This is a genomic window from Streptomyces sp. NPDC031111 (genome assembly GCF_055570675.1).
Map to the genome: position 1 here is coordinate 426,760 of NZ_JBVIGS010000001.1, position 17,729 is coordinate 444,488.

18 protein-coding genes, 1 tRNA gene and 1 pseudogene are annotated in these 17,729 nt (G+C 72.6%); 8 read left to right on the plus strand and 12 right to left on the minus strand.

The annotated features are described in order from the left end of the window. Positions 1 to 119 precede the first annotated feature (119 nt). Positions 120 to 692, plus strand: a complete 573-nt coding sequence (locus ACZ470_RS01920; RefSeq protein WP_468423493.1) for a hypothetical protein — start codon at positions 120 to 122, stop codon at positions 690 to 692. 36 nt (positions 693 to 728) lie between these two features. Here ACZ470_RS01920 and ACZ470_RS01925 read toward each other — a convergent pair whose 3' ends face one another. Beyond that, entirely contained in the window at positions 729 to 1,586 is an 858-nt protein-coding gene (locus ACZ470_RS01925) for a GNAT family N-acetyltransferase (protein WP_468423494.1), read from the minus strand. Between the two features lie 217 nt (positions 1,587 to 1,803). Between ACZ470_RS01925 and ACZ470_RS01930 the strand changes: the two genes are divergently transcribed. From ACZ470_RS01930 to ACZ470_RS01940, 3 genes are read left to right on the plus strand one after another with little or no spacing between them, the layout of a single operon-like run. Next, positions 1,804 to 3,039, plus strand: a complete 1,236-nt coding sequence (locus ACZ470_RS01930) for a sensor histidine kinase (RefSeq protein WP_468423496.1) — start codon at positions 1,804 to 1,806, stop codon at positions 3,037 to 3,039. Beyond that, positions 3,036 to 4,202 carry a hypothetical protein gene (locus tag ACZ470_RS01935; protein ID WP_468423498.1) on the plus strand — a complete coding sequence of 389 codons (1,167 nt, stop codon included), beginning with the start codon at positions 3,036 to 3,038 and terminating at the stop codon, positions 4,200 to 4,202. The genes ACZ470_RS01930 and ACZ470_RS01935 overlap by 4 nt, the downstream gene beginning before the upstream one ends. Then, positions 4,145 to 4,822: a response regulator gene (locus ACZ470_RS01940; protein ID WP_468423499.1), complete on the plus strand. Its 678-nt coding sequence runs from the start codon at positions 4,145 to 4,147 to the stop codon at positions 4,820 to 4,822. The genes ACZ470_RS01935 and ACZ470_RS01940 overlap by 58 nt, the downstream gene beginning before the upstream one ends. Positions 4,823 to 4,832: 10 nt before the next feature. Here the strand turns inward: ACZ470_RS01940 and ACZ470_RS01945 are convergent, their stop codons facing one another. From ACZ470_RS01945 to ACZ470_RS01975, 7 genes are all read right to left on the minus strand, one after another. Beyond that, positions 4,833 to 5,687 carry an ABC transporter permease gene (locus ACZ470_RS01945; RefSeq protein WP_468423501.1) on the minus strand — a complete coding sequence of 285 codons (855 nt, stop codon included), beginning with the start codon at positions 5,685 to 5,687 and terminating at the stop codon, positions 4,833 to 4,835. 28 nt (positions 5,688 to 5,715) lie between these two features. Then, complete coding sequence (locus ACZ470_RS01950; RefSeq protein WP_468423503.1) at positions 5,716 to 6,651, minus strand: ATP-binding cassette domain-containing protein; 936 nt, start codon at positions 6,649 to 6,651, stop codon at positions 5,716 to 5,718. Further along, positions 6,648 to 7,073 (minus strand): lasso peptide biosynthesis B2 protein, encoded by a 426-nt coding sequence (locus ACZ470_RS01955; protein ID WP_468423505.1) that lies wholly within the window; start codon positions 7,071 to 7,073, stop codon positions 6,648 to 6,650. The genes ACZ470_RS01950 and ACZ470_RS01955 overlap by 4 nt, the downstream gene beginning before the upstream one ends. Then, complete coding sequence (locus ACZ470_RS01960; RefSeq protein ID WP_468423507.1) at positions 7,070 to 7,327, minus strand: lasso peptide biosynthesis PqqD family chaperone; 258 nt, start codon at positions 7,325 to 7,327, stop codon at positions 7,070 to 7,072. Before ACZ470_RS01960 ends, ACZ470_RS01955 begins: the two co-directional genes overlap by 4 nt. Positions 7,328 to 7,336: 9 nt before the next feature. Then, the gene (locus tag ACZ470_RS01965) at positions 7,337 to 9,169 is read right to left on the minus strand and encodes an asparagine synthase-related protein (protein WP_468423509.1); all 1,833 of its coding nucleotides are present in this window, start codon (positions 9,167 to 9,169) and stop codon (positions 7,337 to 7,339) included. A 165-nt stretch (positions 9,170 to 9,334) separates the two neighbouring features. Next, a complete protein-coding gene (locus ACZ470_RS01970; RefSeq protein WP_468423511.1) occupies positions 9,335 to 9,457 on the minus strand; it encodes a lasso RiPP family leader peptide-containing protein in 123 nt (40 codons plus the stop codon). A 453-nt stretch (positions 9,458 to 9,910) separates the two neighbouring features. Continuing rightward, positions 9,911 to 9,983, minus strand: a tRNA-Arg gene (locus ACZ470_RS01975). Positions 9,984 to 10,306: 323 nt separating this feature from the next. On the opposite strand from ACZ470_RS01975, the gene ACZ470_RS01980 reads away from it, so the two are divergent. From ACZ470_RS01980 to ACZ470_RS01995, 4 genes are all read left to right on the plus strand, one after another. Then, a complete protein-coding gene (locus ACZ470_RS01980; RefSeq protein WP_468423513.1) occupies positions 10,307 to 11,917 on the plus strand; it encodes a dynamin family protein in 1,611 nt (536 codons plus the stop codon). Between the two features lie 3 nt (positions 11,918 to 11,920). Further along, positions 11,921 to 13,732 (plus strand): YfjP family GTPase, encoded by a 1,812-nt coding sequence (locus ACZ470_RS01985; protein ID WP_468423514.1) that lies wholly within the window; start codon positions 11,921 to 11,923, stop codon positions 13,730 to 13,732. A 197-nt stretch (positions 13,733 to 13,929) separates the two neighbouring features. Continuing rightward, positions 13,930 to 14,409: a single-stranded DNA-binding protein gene (locus ACZ470_RS01990; RefSeq protein ID WP_468423516.1), complete on the plus strand. Its 480-nt coding sequence runs from the start codon at positions 13,930 to 13,932 to the stop codon at positions 14,407 to 14,409. Positions 14,410 to 14,688: 279 nt separating this feature from the next. Next, positions 14,689 to 16,104 carry a Cys-Gln thioester bond-forming surface protein gene (locus tag ACZ470_RS01995; protein ID WP_468423518.1) on the plus strand — a complete coding sequence of 472 codons (1,416 nt, stop codon included), beginning with the start codon at positions 14,689 to 14,691 and terminating at the stop codon, positions 16,102 to 16,104. An 11-nt stretch (positions 16,105 to 16,115) separates the two neighbouring features. Here the strand turns inward: ACZ470_RS01995 and ACZ470_RS02000 are convergent, their stop codons facing one another. The 4 genes and pseudogenes from ACZ470_RS02000 to ACZ470_RS02015 all read right to left on the minus strand — a co-directional run. Further along, positions 16,116 to 16,673: a hypothetical protein gene (locus tag ACZ470_RS02000; RefSeq protein WP_468423520.1), complete on the minus strand. Its 558-nt coding sequence runs from the start codon at positions 16,671 to 16,673 to the stop codon at positions 16,116 to 16,118. A gap of 202 nt (positions 16,674 to 16,875) precedes the next feature. Beyond that, positions 16,876 to 17,403 carry an SMI1/KNR4 family protein gene (locus tag ACZ470_RS02005; protein WP_468423522.1) on the minus strand — a complete coding sequence of 176 codons (528 nt, stop codon included), beginning with the start codon at positions 17,401 to 17,403 and terminating at the stop codon, positions 16,876 to 16,878. After that, a complete protein-coding gene (locus ACZ470_RS02010) occupies positions 17,400 to 17,573 on the minus strand; it encodes a DUF5958 family protein (RefSeq protein ID WP_468423524.1) in 174 nt (57 codons plus the stop codon). Before ACZ470_RS02010 ends, ACZ470_RS02005 begins: the two co-directional genes overlap by 4 nt. 53 nt (positions 17,574 to 17,626) lie before the next feature. Beyond that, positions 17,627 to 17,689, minus strand: a pseudogene (locus ACZ470_RS02015) (DUF5958 family protein); the annotation flags it as partial. Positions 17,690 to 17,729: the final 40 nt, after the last annotated feature.

Below are 17,729 nucleotides of genomic sequence, written 5' to 3' on the forward strand. Positions count from 1 at the left end.
TCATTAAGTCAAATCGTTGCGAGGTGGCCCAGTCAGCGCATGGCGCCGGTGGAGCGATGGGTTCCCGGGCGACATGAGCCTGGTTGTCAGGACGCATCCAGTCGGGCCGGGGGGCAGACATGGACAACGGTCTAATCGCGCTGATCGCCGCGCTCGTCGGCGTGATGGGCACCCTGCTGGCTCCCATCTTCTCCCAGCGCATCGTCTCGCGCTTTCAGGAGCAACAGTTCGAACGACAACAGCAGGCCGTACAGGCCCAGTGGGCGCGCGACCGGGAGGAAGCCCGTCTGGCCGAGCGGCGGGCGTCCTACATCGCCACCAACACGGCCTATCGCCGTTATCGCATCCAACTCATGAACTACCTGTGGGATGTCCATCAGGGCACGGTGACGCCCGAGTGCCGTGACGAGCTGGAGGCGGCACGCCATGCCCATCACGCCGCCTTCGCGGAAGCGCAGCTGGTCGCCTCATCCGTCGTACTCGCGGAGTTGGACGCCATAGCGAGAGAACTTGCCCAGGCGTACCGACGGGTGAAGCGCCTCGAGGAGGGGAATCCGGTGAGGTCGTTCGAGGAGATCGAGCAGGATCTCCAGGACCTCTGGGACCGCTGGAAACAAATGCGCGGCCTGATGCGAGCGTGCCTTGGTGTGGAAGATCCTCCGCCGGGTCTGCCCGCGAGCCAGGGCCGCTGACGCGCGTCGGGCCGGTGCGGGTCCGGTTCGGTTCGGTCAGTAGAGGACTGAGGGGAGATACGCGCCGTCGGGGTCGTGGTAGAGGCCGATGCTCATCAGGCTCATCAGCTGGACCACCTGGAGGCCGTTCGCCAGGCACCACCGCAGCAGGGGGCTGTTGCTCGCGGGCACCAGGATGCCGGGGCCGCCGAAGGCGGGTGCCGAGGCGATCAGGGCCTGGACGTCCGAGGTGGTCTCGGCCACGGCGTGCGCGAAGAGCGCCAGGCCCGTGGCGTACCCGGTCACACGGCCCTCGCGCTCGACGACCCGGGCCGTGCCCTGCTTCAGCGCGTCGGCGACCTCGCCGCCGCGGTCGGCGCCGTGGACCCTCCGGCACACGTCATTGCAGGCCTGGAGGTCCGCGTCCGTGGCCTCCCGGACGGTGTGCCCGGGGATCTCCCGCAGGATCGCCGGCCCCTGCATGCAGGCGACGGTCTCCCGGAACATGAACCCCAGGCCGGCGTACAGCGAGAACGACCTGTTGTGGTAGCCGCTCTGCAGCAGCCGGATCCCGGGCGCCCCGCGCTCGGCGGCTCGGTCCATCACCGCTCGCATCAGCAGACGGCCCGTTCCCCGGTTCTGGACGGCGGGGTCGACGGTGATGGGTCCCACCCCGCCGATCGGCGAGCGTTCGTCCAGGAAGTTGCTGCCCACGATCCGCCCGTCCAGCTCGGCGACGACGCTGTGGAACGACGGGTGGGTCAGTGCCCCCTCGATCAGCTCGACACCCACCTCCGGGCTGGGAATGTCGGGCGGAAAGCCGTGCTCACGAGCGATCCCCGCGAAGGCCTCGAAGCAGATCCTGCCGCACTCCTCGACATCGCTCGGCGTACCCGGGCGCAGAACGAGATCCATGATCCCCATCTCCTTCAGCGCGCCTCACCCATGGAGGACGGCCTCCTCCTTCCATGGTCCGCCCGCACCGGTGGGGCCGCAACAAACTGCTCGGTTGCGTCCAGGCCGTCTCCCAACAGCCTTGACACTGAAAGAAGTTGACCCTTCCACTGGCGCAGCACTCCCCGTATCGTCGTCGCGGGGGCGACCAACCCCCACTTTCGGGGGCAAGGGACAGATGTCCGAGCAACGCGAGCACGCCGATCATGTCTCGGCGTCGGTGTGGGGGCGACGCGCGGTGGCCGCCGCCGGGCCCGCCACGCTCAGCCTGGAGCGTCAGGCCCTGCTGGTCACCGTGGTCCTGCGGATGTCCGGCGCCGCGGTGGCCGCGGTGGTCGCCCTGCTGGGGCTGGAAACGGCGGAGAACCCCGTGTGGGTGCTGCTGTCCGTCGGCGGGGTGCTGGTCTGGGCGGGCCTGTTCGGCGTCCGCACGCTTCACGGAGGACCGGCCTCCCGGTTCGGAGTGGGGGACGTCGTGATCTGCGCCGTGCTCTGCCTGCTCCACGGCCGGCTGGTCCCGGCCCCGGTGCTGGCGGCGTCCGCCGGCTCCGGATGGGTCGACCTCATCGCCAGCGTCACCGTGCTCAACGCACAGTGCTTCCTGCGCCAGCCCCACGGACTGCTCGCGGCCGTGGTGATCACCGCGGCCTACACGGCCGGTGCCCCCGGACTACGGGAGGCGCCCGTCGTGCTCCTGCTCCAGGGCATGCTGAGCGCCGGGATGTTCGTCCTGCTTCGCCGTGCCGCTCGGTCGGCGGACTCCGCGCTGGCGGCCAAGGCCGAGGCCCACGCGAAGGAGCTGGCCAGGGCGGCGGCCAGGGCGGACGAACGCGATCAGCAACGGCGGCTGCACGACACCGTGCTCGCCACCCTCACCATGGTGAGCACGGGAGCGATCACTGAGCGTTCCGAGGTGCTGCGGCACCGAGCCGTCGCCGACCTCCGCGTGATCCAGGGACTCGCGGCGGACACGGACGACGACGCGTACCCGGCGGGTGCGGCCGGCTCCGACGGCACAGCCACGCCCCTGGTCCCCCTGGACCCGGCGTTGCGCGCCGCCGCCGTCGCGCCGAGACCCGGACTGCCCACGCTGACCGTGGAGTTCGGGCTCGTTCCGGTGTCGCTGCCCCGCCCCGTCGTGACCGCGCTCGCCGACGCCGTCGCGGAGGCCCTGACGAACGTCGTCCGGCACGCCGGCACCACCACGGCCCAGGTGCGGGCGCGGCCGTCCGGAGCCGGTGTGGTCGTGGACGTGCTGGACGTGGGACACGGCTTCGATCCCGCTGCCGTACCCCCGCACCGCAGGGGCCTGCGGGAGTCCATCACGGGGCGGATGGCGGCGGTGGGCGGCGACGCGCGCATCGAGACGCGGCCCGGCGACGGGGTGCACGTCATGCTGCGGTGGCCCCGGTGAGGAACGATCCGGGCACACCCGCGGGGGAGCCGGTCGCGGTCCGGTACAGCCATGTGATCAACGTCGTGGTCGTGGTGATCGTCGCGGTCTGGCACTTCGGCTACGACTCGCTGATCCTGGTCCGGGGCTGGTCCCGCTACGAGCCGGCGTGGGTGGCGCTGGCCTCCTGGCTGGTGCTCGCCGTCGTCCAGCTGATCGGCTCCGTCCTCCTGCTCCGCTCCGGGCTGCGCGGCCGTCTGGCCCCGCTGCTGACGTCGGTCGCGCTGCTGGCCGGCGTCGCCGCCGTCGCGACGTATCCGAGGGGCGAGGCGATCAGCGACGTCAGCTGGGCCGCGAACACCGTCGGCTGGTTCGGCGTACTGCTCCTGATGCGGCGCCCGACGCGCGAACTGGTCGCCCTGCTGGCCTGCACCATCGCGATGACGACGGTCGCGCTCGGGGTGAACGGCGACCTGGACGCCCAGGTGGCCTGGTCCCGTCTGATCGCCCAGTCGTACACCACGGCCGGTATCCAGCTCACCTTCGTCCTGCTCACCCGGGAGGTGCACCACGCCGCCCGGCTCACGACCAGCGCGGCACGGGCGCAGGCCGACCGCATGGCGCGACAGGCGGCCCAGGAGACCCGGCACGCCGAGCGGCGGAGGCGCTACCGCTATCTGCGGGAACGGATCGCACCGCTGCTGCACGACCTGGCCGAGGGCCGGGCGCATCCGGGGGACGACGCCGTGCGGCGGTCGAGCGCGATCGAGGCGGCACGGCTGCGCAGGCTGTTCGCCGAGACGGAGGACGCGGCCCACCCGCTGCTGCACGAGTTGCGTGCCTGCGCCGACGTCGCCGAACGACGGGACGTGGACGTCACGTTCGTCTGCTACGGCGAACTGCCCGACGTCCCCGTGGCGGTGCGCCGGGATCTGACCGAGGGCCCGCTCCTGGCGCTGGCGTCGGCGAAGACCTCCGCCCGGGTCACCGTCGTCGTGACGGCCGGCGAGGTGACGGTGAGCGTGGTGGCCGACGCGGCGGCCCCCGCGGCACCGCGCACGATCCGCTCCGCCGACACATCGGTGGTGTTCGACGAGAAGGAGAGTCTGCTGTGGCTGGAATCCCGATGGCGCATACCGGGACCGCGTTCGACGTCGGCATCGTCGACGACCACCCGGTGGTGATCGACGGTGTCCGGGCCTGGCTGGCCGAGGAGCCGAGCCTGCGCGTCAGACACACCGGCGACACCACGGCGGGCCTGCGCCCCGGCGCGGTGGACGTCCTGATCGTGGACCTCAACCTCAACGGGCGGCTGGTCACGTCGGACATCGGCGAGCTCGCCGCCGAAGGCCAGCGGCTGGTCGTCTTCTCGCAGTTCACCGACGAGTCGCTGGTGATGGACGTACTGAACATGGGCGTGGCCGGGTTCGTCACCAAGAGCGAGGGCCAGGCCCATCTGCTGCACGCGGTGCGCGCCGCCGCGGCGGACCGGCCCTACGTGCCGCCGACGACGGCCGGCGTTCTGGTGTCCGACCGCAGCCCGGTGGCGCCGCAGCTGTCCCAGCAGGAGCGGACGTCGCTGCTGTGGTGGTTCCAGTCCATGTCCAAGGCGTCGGTCGCCCGCCGCATGGGCGTCTCCGTGCACACCGTGGACATGTACATCAAGCGGGCTCGGGTGAAGTACGCCCAGGTCGGCCGGCCCGCACCGACGAAGACCGACATGCTGGCCCGTGCGCTCGAGGACGGTCTGATCACCCCCGCCGAGCTCGCGAGCTCCGCCCCGCGGACGCCGCCGACCGCGTGAGGGCCGCTCGCTAGACGGCGCGGGAGAAACGGCGGGCCGCCAATACCAGGGCGGCGAGGCCGAGCACGCACATCACCAGCAGCTCGACCAGGAGCGGCGGCGTCCAGCCTGCCCAGTCGGGACCGGTCGGGAGCGCGCCGCCCGGCGCGGCCCATGCCACGGTCTGCCGCAGCGCGTCCACGGCGTAGGTCAGCGGGTTGACGAGCGTCAGCGCGGCCAGCCACACCGGCAGGCCCTCCACCGAGAACATCGCGCCCGACAGGAAGAACAGCGGCAGCATGGTCACGCCGAGCGCGGACTGGAACGTCTCGATACGGGTGATGCGGACGGCCGCCAGGGTCACGAGCGCGGTCAGGGTGAACGCCACCAGCGCCAGTTCCCCCAGCAGGGCGAGCAGCAGCAGCGGATCGTAGGGCAGGCCGGCGAGCCCGGCGAACGCGAGCAACAGCCCGCTCTGCGCGGTCGCCGTCACCGTGCTGCCCAGGCACTTGCCGACCAGGAAGGTGTCCCGGCGGACCGGCGCGACCAGCACGGAACGCAGCAGCCCCGTCTCACGGTCGCGCACGATGGACATCCCGGCGTTCAGCGCGGGCATCTGCACGGCCATCATCAGGATGCCCGGGTAGACGTACGTCATGTAGTCCCCGGTGCCGGACGTGGACCCGACCATGGCGCTCAGCCCGGTCCCGAGCACCACGAAGTAGAGCAGCGGGTTGAGCAGCGTCAGTCCCGCCTGGGCGGGGCTCGCGACCAGCCGGGTCGCCTCCCGTCGGACCAGCGCCCGCAGCGCGGCCAGTTCGGCGGCGCGTCGGCCGGAAGGCCGCGCCGTGAGCCGGCCGGGGCGCTCCGTGATGGAGTCCAGCACGTCGGCTCCTCCTTCTTCCTCTCGCCTGCTACGGATTCCGCATGGAACGGCCGGTGTGGTGCAGGAACACGTCGTCCAGGCTGGGCCTCGTGACGGTCACCGAGGTGACGCCCGTGGTCAGGTGGGCGCACAGCCGCGGAACCCAGCGCGCTCCGTCCGCCGTCCTGACCCGCACACCGTCCGGCGTCGTCTCGGCGTCCAGACCGAACCGCTCGCGGATCGCCCGGGCCGTGTTCGCGTCGTCGCCCGTCCTCAGGTGCACGACGTCGGCGCCGATCGCCGACTTGAGTTCGTGAGGAGTCCCCTGCGCCACCAGACGGCCGTGGTCCATTACCGCGATCCGGTCGCAGTTCTCGGCCTCCTCCAGGTAGTGCGTGGTCAGGAAGACGGTGACCCCGTCCTGCCGGACGAGCTCGTGCAGTTTCTGCCAGACCTGTGCCCGGCTCTGCGGGTCGAGCCCGGTCGTCGGCTCGTCGAGGAACAGCACCCGCGGCCGGTGCATCAGGGCGCGTGCCACCTCCAGCCTGCGGTGCATGCCGCCGGAGTAGGTGCCGACCGGGGCGTCGCCGCGGTCGGCGAGGCCCACCATGTCGAGCAGCGAGCGGGCCTGGGAGCGCACGTCGCGCCGCGGCATGCCGTAGAGACGGGCGTGGAAGTACAGGTTCTGCCACCCGGTCAGGTCGCGGTCGGCGGTCGGCTCCTGGAAGACGACGCCGATCCTGCGCCTGACCTCGTCGGGACGGTCCGCGACATCCGCTCCGGCCACGGCCGCGTGCCCCGCGCTGGGGCGCAGCAGGGTGGACAGCATGCCGATGGTGGTGGTCTTGCCCGCGCCGTTGGGACCGAGGAAGCCGAACGTCTCTCCCGCCGCCACCGTCAGGTCCAGGCCGTGCACGGCCACGGTGTCGCCGTGGACGCGCCGCAGGCCGCGGGTGCGGATCGCCGCGGGTTCGGGAGCGCTCACCGGCGGGGCGGTACGGTCATGATGACGTGGAAGGCGCGGACGTGGGCGTCGTCCTCGCCGACGGGCTCGCCGTCCACGGCCACCCAGGCGTGTGCCCCGAAGGGTTCGGTGACCACGCCGGTGCACCACTGCGGCCAGGTGCCGCCCAGCCGGCACAACAGCGCCGCCGCGACGGAGCGTTGCAGACAGCGGGGGCCCGCGCAGGCCAGGCTCACGTACACCACCGCGTTGCGGGCCCGCTGCGCCTGCGCCACGCTCGCCGGGCGTGCGCCCCGGCTCGCGAACGTCAGTACGCGGCGCAGCCGGGCCGGCGGCAGCAGCGTCAGCAGGCGTGCGACGCCGGCGGCGAGAACGGCGGGGGCGCGCAGGAACCAGGGCGGGGGGTCGGCGGTCTCGAGGCGCAAGGTGGTCCCGCCGCTCACGGGGCGATCACCTTGGCCGTGCGCAGCGCGTCGAGCAGGCTCTCCACGTGGGCGGTGGCCCGGTCGGTCGCGTCGGGGTAGCGCCGCATCAGCGTCCGGGCCGCCTCCTGCGGTGACTCGCCGTCCAGCAGACAGCGCAGCACGACGGCACCGGTGCGGTTCAGCATCCAGTAGCGGCCGTTGCGTTCGTCGAGCAGCACCGTGCCGTTCTCGGTGTCGGCGACGGACACCCCGGGCACCAGGGCGAAGGTCATCGTGCCTCCTTACGCGGTTCGGGACGAGGGCGTGCCGGCGGTCGTGGCCGCGGGAGGGAGGGCCCGCAGCCACAACTCGCAGGCGAGGGTGGGGTCGAAGGGCATGAGCGGCCTGGTGTCCGCGTGGGTGGTGACCAGCAGCCGGCGCAGCGCCGTCCCGTCGATCAGACCCATGCGGGCCAGACGTGTGTCGGCCGCGAGGTCGAGCAGTTCGCCGCGGCGTCGGCGCAGGCCCGCGTACAGGGTGGGGCTGGCGTCGTCCTTGCCGGTGCGCTGCAGGATCCCGGCCGGCACGACGCCGTCCAGCGCCCGCGCGAGCACGGGCTTGAGCCGGTCCGGGGCCACCCGGTCGGCCAGCCGCACGGACAGGACGGCCTCCAGCACCCGGTCGTCGGTGTAGGGGGCGTGGAAGGAGACGCCCGCATGCGCGCCGATGCTGGAATTGCGGCGCATGACCGTGCCGTTGACGCGGTTGATCCAGATCATCTCGTGCTGCACCGGGAGCGCCGCCAGCGGCTCGGGCCCCAACGCGATCGCCTCGCGCAGCAGACGGCGTACGGTCGAGGCGGCGTCCGGGGTGATCCAGGGCGGCAGCTTCGCCGAGACCTCCCAGTACGCTCCCGAGCCCCAGGCCCGGTCCGCGGCGAGTTCGTCCGCCTCGGTGGCCAGCCACCGCCGGTAGGACGGCGCCGCCGCCATCGTGCGCACCGTCGTGGCGAGCGACCAGCGGCGCTTGGACCGCAGCGCGCGCACATGCGGCAGCGCGGTGGCCGGATCGCGCCGGAGCAGACCGTGCAGGCACATCGTGCCGGGGAGGAACAGTTCGTCGCCGCCGACGCCCTGGAGATGACGACGTGCGCCCAGGGAGGCGACGAGGCGTGCCTGGTGCTCGACGGTGGCCCTGGCCCGGACGAACATCAGCGGGCCCTCCCGGTCGTGCCGGGTGTGCTCGAACGGCGCGTACCAGTCCGGTGTGTCCGTCGGCGGCACCACCACATGGCGGGCGCGCGGCAGTGCGGCCGCCGCCCGGCGCGCGTGGGCCAGGTCCTCGCCCCGGCCGCCGTGCGCCTCGTAGTGCAGGGTGGCCAGGTCGGTGTCGGTCGAGCGGTCGGCGACGAAGCACAGGCTCGTCGAGTCGAGCCCGCCGGAGAGGTCGGCGCTCACCACCCGCTGTCCCGCGGTCCGCGCCGCGACGGCGTCGAACAGCGCCTCGCGGACGAACCCACCGTCACCCAGGGGTCGTTCGGGCGGGGGAGCGGTCCACCAGCGTCGGGTGCGCCCGGCTCCGTCCCGGCCGATCTCCAGGCAGTGGCCGATGCGCGGGCTGCGCACGCCCCGCCACACCGAGCCCTCGCTGAGCGGCTCGGGAGGCCCGAACGGGGAGAGCAGTTCGAGCGCCACTCGTTCCTCGTCGACGCCCGCGCCGATACGTTCGGCCAGGGTCTCGGCCCGGGAGGCCGCCAGCGTCACGCCGGCGAAGCGCGCGTAGAAGACCTGACAGGCGGTGGACAGCGTCCCCTGGACCCGGACGTCGCCGTCGAGCGACGCCACGAGGTGGAAGCTGCCGGCGTACAGTCGGGCGAGTTCGTCCAGGTCCGCCAGGGACCGGACCCTGCCCAACCGGGCCTCCAGGGCATCGGGGCGAACAGTCGTGCAGCCGAGCAGGGCCAGTCGACGGGGGCCGGAGGAGACGCACACGATCTCGTCGTCCGGCCAGTCGCCCACGAGCCAGGGGCGCCCGGAGTGGTGCTCGATCACCTTGGGACGCGGCAGCCCGGGAGACGGCGCCGGCGCGAGGGCCTGTGCGCCCGCCGAATGGTCGGGAAGTACCACGAACTCCATGCGTATCCTCCACCGGAGTGCCAGAGTGGGGTGGCCCGACCGGCATGTGGCGTCGGTCGGGCCACCCCGAGGTGGAGTGACCGGGGTGCGGTACGGCCGGTTCGTCAAAGCGTTGCGCCGGCGGTGCCGTCCGTGTCACTCGGCCCTGTGGGGCCTACGGGTGGCTCAGAGCCACCAGGCGCCCCACGGGCTGTCGAGCCAGTAGCCCCGCGAGGTGAGCTGGGTGAGCTCGGCGAAGTCGCCGACCTCGATCAGGGTGGGAACCTCGTACACGTTTTCGTTGGCCACGAAAGCCACCTCCGTCGGTCGTGTGGCGCCGGGTGTTCCCGGACACCGGATATGGGTGCGGCGGGACGACCGTCTCGCTCGCCCGGTCCGTCCGCCTGGCACAACGCTATGGACGGGGCGACACCCGCGCACGACACCTGTTCGGGTAACACACTCCTGTTCGGTTCGGTCCGTCTCCACGGACTGCGGCGGCGACGACGGACAAGAACCCATGGGTGACCGGCCTCTGGGGTTCGGTGGGGGCGGATGGCTCCGTCAGGCCCGCGCCTCCGGGGGACGACCGGGCCGGGCGTGCTGCCGGCTGTCCAGGGGGTGGCGTTCGGGGCGGTGGGGGTCCGGGTGGCGGTGCCCGTCCCGGCGGCCCGGGTCAGGGGCCCGGCAAGCGGCGTTCATGGCGGCCGGCACCGGCCCCGACCAGCAAAAAGCCCTCCCGAACGGGAGGGCGGAGACTTGCGCCCCCGGCAGGACTCGAACCTGCGGCCAAGCGCTTAGAAGGCGCCTGCTCTATCCACTGAGCTACGGGGGCCGGGTGTGGTGGCCCGTCGTCGTGGTGCCCGGGGTGCGGGCCGGGCCGTGACGGTGCCGGAGACAAGGATAGGGCTCCCGCATCCTTGTCCCTGTTGCCTCGCCTCCGTGGCTCGATGTGGAGGTTCGGTGAAGCGGTCCTGATAATCGCAGGCAGGTACGAATCGTGCACGGTATTTGGCCTCTCGCGCACCGGGTGTTGTGCACTCGTTATGCCTGGGCTGTGCGGACGTCTCAGTCGTCCCTTCCATCCCTTGTGTTCTGTCGGCGCGCAGACATGCGCATATGCTTCAGAATTCCCCTAAAATTGGGCATTCTTCGCATGTGGTGACCTTGGACGTACGGCCTCAGCTGCTCGACGCACTCTCCGCCCTGCGCGACCGTGTCGCCGCCGCACGCTTCCCGCTGCCCCTGGCCGGGGCCGCACGCGCGCGTGCCAACCGCGACGAACTCCTCGCGCAGCTCGACGACTATCTGGTGCCCCGGCTGAGAGACCCCGAGGCGCCCCTGCTGACCGTCGTCGGAGGATCCACCGGGGCCGGGAAGTCCACCCTGGTGAACTCCCTGGTCGGCCGTCGGGTCAGCGAGGCGGGCGTGCTGCGGCCCACGACACGGACGCCGGTGCTCGTCTGCCACCCGGAGGACCACCACTGGTTCAGCGGGATGAGGGTGCTGCCCGACCTCACACGCGTGTGGCTGCCCCACCACAGGGACCCCGCGGACGACCTGCTCCTCCCCGGCGAGAACCCCGCGCGGGTGCTGCGCGTCGAGACCGCCGACACCCTGCCGCCCGGCCTCGCCCTCCTGGACGCGCCCGACATCGACTCCCTGGTGTCCGACAACCGGGTCCTCGCCGCCGAGCTGATCAGCGCCGCGGACATCTGGGTCATGGTCACCACCGCCGCCCGCTACGCCGACGCCGTCCCCTGGCACATGCTGCGCACCGCCAAGGAGTACGACGTCACCCTGGTGACCGTCCTGGACCGCGTACCCCACCAGGTGGTGTCCGAGGTGTCCCGGCAGTACGGTGCCCTGCTCACCAAGGCCGGGCTCGGCCACGTACCGCGCTTCACCGTGCCCGAGCTGCCCGAGTCCGCCTGGGGCGGCGGGCTGCTGCCCGCCTCCGCCGTGGCCTCGCTGCGGACCTGGCTGGTCCACCAGACCCTGGACCCCGCCGCCCGGCAGCACGTGACGGCCCGCACCGCGTACGGCGTCCTCGACTCCCTCAGCGCCCGCATGCCCGAACTGGCCGGTGCCGCCGCCGCGCAGTACGCGGCGGCGCTGCGGCTCACCACCGCCGTCGAAGCCGCCTACGACAGCGAGCACGCGCGCGTGCGGGGCCGGCTCCAGGCCGGAGCCGTACTCGCCGGGGACGCGCTCAAACGGTGGCGCGCCTTCCCTCTCGACTGCACCCCCGGCGAACTCCTCGACACCCTGGTGGAGAGCCTGAGCGCGCTGCTGCTGTGCGCCGTCGCCGCCGCCGACGAGCGCGTCGACGACGCCTGGCGGCGCGAACCCGCGGCGGACGCCCCCGAGCTCGCCGGCCGCGACCGCGCGCCGGAGAGCGCCGAGCACCGCATCGGACTGGCCGTGCGGCGCTGGCGGCGCGAGCTCGAGGAGTACGCCGAGGACGAGGTGCGCGAGCTGGACCGCGGCGTCGCACCCGATCCCGAGACGGTCGCCGCGCTGGTCGCCACGGCCCTGCTGGGCGGCCGCCGGGCACGCACCGCCGGAGAGGGGCTCGCCGAGCGGATCGGCGCGCACGGCGCGCTGCGGCTGCGCGACCGGGGCGGACGGCTGCTCGTCGAGCACGTCAACCGCGTGATGCACACCGAACGCGAACGCCGGCTCGCCCCGCTCGACGCGCTCGAGGTGCACGCGGAACCCCAGGCCGAACTCATCGCCGCCCTGTCCGTACTCCAGAAGGAGAGGTGACCGGTGACCGCCGTCACTGACCAGGACCACACCGAGCACCCCGAACACCACGACCGCGACGACGCCTCGGACGCCCCCGCGCGTACGGACGACGCCTCCGCGCGTGCGGACGAGGGAACCCCCTGGGACGACGGGCTGATCGCACGGCGGGTGAACGGGAGCGCCGGGGAGGAGCAGGCCGGGACGACGGCGTCCAGGGCGCCCGGGACCCAGACCGTTACCCCCCTGGCGTACGACCCGGGGCTGCGGTCGCGGCTCGAGGCGCTGCGCGAGCTGGTCGGGCTCTCCCGCACCCGGCTCGACAACCGGACCCTCGCACAGGCGGGCCGGGTCCTCGAAGAGTCCACCGCGCGGCGCCGGCTCTCCGGACAGCACACCGTGGTCGCCATCGCGGGCGCCACCGGCAGCGGCAAGTCCCAGCTGTTCAACGCGCTGGCCGGGGTGCCCATCTCGGAGACCGGCGTACGGCGGCCGACCACCGCCGCGCCCATCGCGTGCAGCTGGAGCGACGGCGCGGCGAGCCTCATCGAACGCCTCGGCATCCCGCCCCGGCTCAGACGGCGCCCCCTCCAGGCGACCGCGGACGCGGACGAGCGGCTGCGCGGGCTGGTCCTGGTCGACCTGCCCGACCACGACTCGGCGGCCGTCCAGCACCGGGAGCAGGTGGACCGCGTCCTGGGGCTCGTCGACGCGGTCATCTGGGTCGTCGACCCCGAGAAGTACGCCGACGCCATGCTGCACGAGCGCTATCTGCGGCCCATGGCGGCCCACGCGGAGGTCATGTTCGTCGTCCTCAACCAGACCGACCGGCTGCCGGGGGAAGCCGCCGAGCAGGTCCTGGACGATCTGCGGCGACTGCTCGACGAGGACGGCATCGTGCTGGGTGAGTACGGCGAACCCGGCACGACCGTGCAGGCGCTGTCCGCGCTCACCGGCGACGGGGTCGGCGAACTGCGGGAGTCGCTCGCCCGGTTCGTCGCCGAACGCGGGGCCCCGGCCCGCCGGATCTCCGCGGACGTGGACATCGCGGCGGCCCGGCTGTGGCCGGTGTACGCGACCCGTCGGCGCACCGGGCTGAGCGAGGAGGCGCGCGAGGAGTTCTCGGACCGGCTCGCGGACGCCGTGGGCGCCACCGCCGCGGGCGAGGCGGCCGAACGCGCGTGGCTGCGCAACGCCAACCGGGCGTGCGGCACGCCGTGGCTGCGGCTGTGGCGCTGGTGCCAGGAGCGGAACGAGCCGTCCACCGGACGGGTCGCCCTGCGCGGGCAGCCCGACGAGGAGGCGACGGCCCGGCAGCGCGTGGAACAGGCGGTCCGCACGGTGGCCGACCGCGCCTCCGCGGGACTGCCGGCGCCGTGGGCGCAGGCGGTGCGGGAGGCGGCCGTACGCGGCTCCCAGGGGCTGCCGGAGGCGCTGGACGAACTGGCCGTGCGCGCGGGACTGCCGCCGGGGAGGCCGCCGCGGCCCGGATGGTGGCCGCTGGCCGTGCTCGTCCAGGCGGCGATGACGATCCTTCAGTTCGTCGGCGGGCTCTGGCTGCTGGGGCAGATCATCGGGGTCATGGCGCCGAACCTGGGGGTGCCGGTGCTGCTGATGGTGATCGGCATCGTCGGCGGCCCGATCGTCGAGTGGAGCTGCCGCATGGCGGCCCGGGGGCCCGCACGCCGGTACGGGCTGGAGGCGGAGAGACGGTTGCGGGAGGCGGCCTCCGGGTGCGGCCGGGCCCGCGTCCTGGATCCGGTGGCGGCGGAACTGCTGCGGTACCAGGAGGTACGGGAGCAGTACGGGCGGGTCGTGGGGGCCGGCCGCGCGTGACGGCGAGCGGGCCGACGTGAGCGGAGGGCCTCGTTCGGGTGGCGGGGATGTCCCCAGGCCGGGGGTGGTCCACAGCGCTCAGCGGGCCCGGCCCGGCGGAGGCAGTCTGGCTTCACGGCGATCGCGGGACGGATCGCGGTCGCCGAGCCGGACGGCAGCCGTACGGGACGGGCCCGTACACGAGGGAGGGAAGAGCGATGAACGAGACGACGGTGTGCGTGGTGGGCAACGTGGCGACGCGGCCGGTCTACCGGGAGACGGTGTCCGGGCCCGCGGCCAGGTTCCGGCTCGCGGTCACGTCCCGGTACTGGGACCGGGAGAAGAGCACCTGGGCGGACGGGCACACCAACTTCTTCACGGTGTGGGCCAACCGGCAGCTCGCCACCAACGTGGCGGCGTCCCTTTCGGTCGGCGAACCGGTGATCGTCCAGGGGCGGCTGAAGGTGCGCACGGAGACGCGCGAGGGGCAACCGGACTGGATGTCGGCCGACATCGACGCGGTGTCGATCGGCCACGACCTCGCCAGGGGCACGACGGCCTTCCGCCGCGCACAACGACCGGACCAGAGCCCCACACCGGACCGCTCCGAACCCAACTGGGAAACGACGGGCGAGACTTCTCCGCCCGCCGGGGACTCGAAGGCCCAACACCCGGCCGAGTCAGCCATGGTGACGTGAAATCAGCGACGGACGCCGCTCGGCGTCACTGACCGAACTGAGGCTTATCGGCAGATGCGTGCCGAACCATCCCGGGTGGATTTGTCGATAAGCCCTGCCCGCGAACGCTCCCGCGATAACGATTCCGATTCGGATCACTGCTCCGACGCGATCACCGGCAAGCGCGCATCGCCGTCTCCTTAGGATGCCGGGCATGGCTCCCGGGGGTTCTCGGGGCCGGTGATTCTGCTGGTGGGACCGTCCCCCCACGTCAATGGGTCCCGCTCGGAAAGGATTTCGGTGTTTGCTTCGTTCTCCGCGCGGTCCGCGCGCGGACGTGGGTCGGCCCGCCTCGCCGCGGGGACGCTGGTGTCCGGACTCGTCGCCGCGACCGCGCTGGCCGGCGCCGGGACGGCAGCCGCCGAGGACGACGAGACGGTACCGGGTCACAGCGGGGCGGCAGCGACCATAAGCGGTCTGAAGACGTACGGCGCGGCGGTGATACGCGGCGCCGCCGGGGACCAGCAGGTGTCGGCGGGACTGTTCGAGATGTCCGTCGAGGGCGGCGGCATGCTCCAGACGTACTGCGTCGACATCCACACGCCCACACAGAAGGACGCCAAGTACCACGAGACCGCCTGGAGCGGGACCTCGCTGGGCACCAACAAGGACGCCGGACGGATCCACTGGATCCTGAGGAACTCCTACCCGCAGGTCAACGATCTCGCGGCGCTCGCGAAGAAGGCCGGAGTGCGCGGCCGGCTCACCGAACAGGACGCGGCGGCCGGCACCCAGGTGGCCATCTGGCGGTACTCCGACGACGCGGACGTCGACGCCGTCGACCCGCAGGCCGAGCAGCTCGCCGACTACCTCCAGAAGAACGCCCGCGACCAGCGGGAGCCCAAGGCGTCGCTGACCCTGGATCCGCCGGCCGTCTCCGGCCGCCCGGGTGAGCGGATCGGCCCGGTCACGGTCCGCACCGACGCACGCAGTGTGACGGTCTCGCCGCCGGCGGACGCCACCACGAGCGACGTGCGCATCGTGGACAAGGACGGCAAGCCCGTCACCACCGCGGCCGACGGCAGCCGGCTCTTCTTCGAGGTGCCCGAGGACGCGGCGGCGGACACCGTGGAGCTCACGGCGCAGGCGTCGACCACCGTGCCCGTCGGCCGTGCCTTCGTCTCCGACAGCCGCAGCCAGACGCAGATCCTCGCCGGGTCCAGCGAGTCCACCGTCTCGGCGACGGCGAGCGCCACCTGGGCGCTGGAGGGCGCGATACCCGCGCTGTCCGCCCGCGAGAACTGCGCCAAGGGCGGTGTGGACGTCACCGTCACCAACCAGGACGACGAGCCGTTCACCTTCGAACTGGCGGGTGAGGAGCACACCCTCGCGGGCGGCTCGTCCCGGACGGTGACGGTCGCCCTGAGCGAGGACCGGGCGTACGACTTCACGGTCAAGGGCCCGGGCGGCTTCGAGCAGCGGTTCACCGGCAGGCTCGACTGCCTGACCCGGGCCGCCGAGACGGGCACCACCACCCAGACCCTCACCGGCCCGAGCGCCACCCCCGTCGCGGGCACCACCCCCGACACCAACCTCGCCGAAACCGGCTCCTCCGGCGCCACTCCCTGGATAGCCGGCACCGCGATCGGCCTGGTCGTCCTCGGCGGCGCGGGCCTGATCATCGCCCGACGCAGGCAGACCACTCCGGGGGAGTGAGCACCGACGGGTCAGAGCCGCCAGGCCGAACCGTTCTCCACCTGTCCGGCCATGCCCCCGCCGCCCGCGCTCACTCCGCCGCGCGGGGCCGGGCGGTCGCCGTCGTCGGCGGTCTCGAACCTGCCGTCCCGCAGCTGGAACCGCTGAACCGGTGAGCAGCCGATCGACGGGGTGATCAGCAGGCTCACGGCGAGGGGCGCGGGATCGGTGCTCGCCGTCGAGAACTCGCAGACGGCGCCCCGCCCGGTGACCGGGAACCAGAACCAGCTGTCCGCCGCACCGACCTGCACCTCGTCCGACCGCACGAACCGCCCGTCCTGTCGGACGAAGGCGGTCAGGCGGACGGAGGCCGCCAGCGGGTCGGCGGTGGAGCGGATGGCGGTCAGGGTGACCTTGACGTTCTCGTCCGCGTCCAGGACGGAGGACGCGATCTTCCTGGTCTCATCCGCCCGCCCGGCGCGGACGTCCGCCTCCGTGCCACCGGCAGGGGCGGTCAGCAGGGCGACGGTCGCCGCAGCGCTGACCAGTACCGCACCACCGCGCACGAGCGCGGCCGTTCGTATCGGCATGATTCCTCCCTGATGCTCATGCGTCGACTCCGCGTATGAAGGCCCCCTATCCCTTCCAGCCGATAACACGAAATCCACCCGAATCACCCGTTCGCGCGGCATCGCGTCACCCGGTCGGAGTGGTGGAGGAGTTCGTCCGACCTGACCGTGCAGGAGCGGTCGCAGGACCATGCGTACGCGACGTATGCGCCCATGGGCGCGACTAGGCATCGGACTCGTACCGAGCGTCCGCACCGGGCCAGCCGCGAGCCATGAAGGGCGGCCGGTCGAGACGGTCGAAGCAGCGTATGAGGAAGTCGCAGAAGGTGCCGGCGGTCTCGAACCAGTCGCCGCATCCGCTGCTGATGACGATGCGCCACTCGTCGGGGTCCGACTCGATCGAGAGGAAGTAGTACTCGCCACCGTCGTCGTCCGAGCCCCAGGCGATGAGACCACCGGGGTCGGGGTGGAACGGGTACGGATACAGGTCCGGGGCCCCGAGCCGGGCACAGCGCCGGTCCTCCAGCGACCACAACCGGTCCAACTCGGCCCGATCGGCTTCCAGGGGCCGGTTCAAAGACAGGTAGCCGTCGATGCTTCCCGGCCCGTACAGGTCCAGGAACGCCTTGTAGTCCGACGGCAGCCCGACACCCAGATACTCCTCGGAGGCCGTCCACAGACGCGCCCTGGCCCAGCCCCAGGGCTCCGGCTCACCCAGCAGCGCTCTCAGGCGGGAGAACGACGACGTCATGCCACCCCCGTCGTCGACCCGGCATCCGGCAGGTTGTGCCACTCATGACCACATCCCCCGGCGCAGTACAGCGTCCGCCTGCGGGTGTCGGCGACGCCGAAGAGGGCGATGAGCAGGCGGAAGGACTTGGTTGGTTCGTAGGCCGGAAGGTTCCCCATGCCGAGCGCCACTTCGTGAGCATCACCGCGGGCGTGTGGGTGGGGCGGATGCCGGAACGCGCGATGCTTTCCGGCACGTCCTCCTCGCGGGCGCGGGCGCGGGCCTGGCCGCAGAACAGCACCAGTGCGTGCGGGACCTTGCGTCGGCCGTCCTCCGGGAGTCCCTCG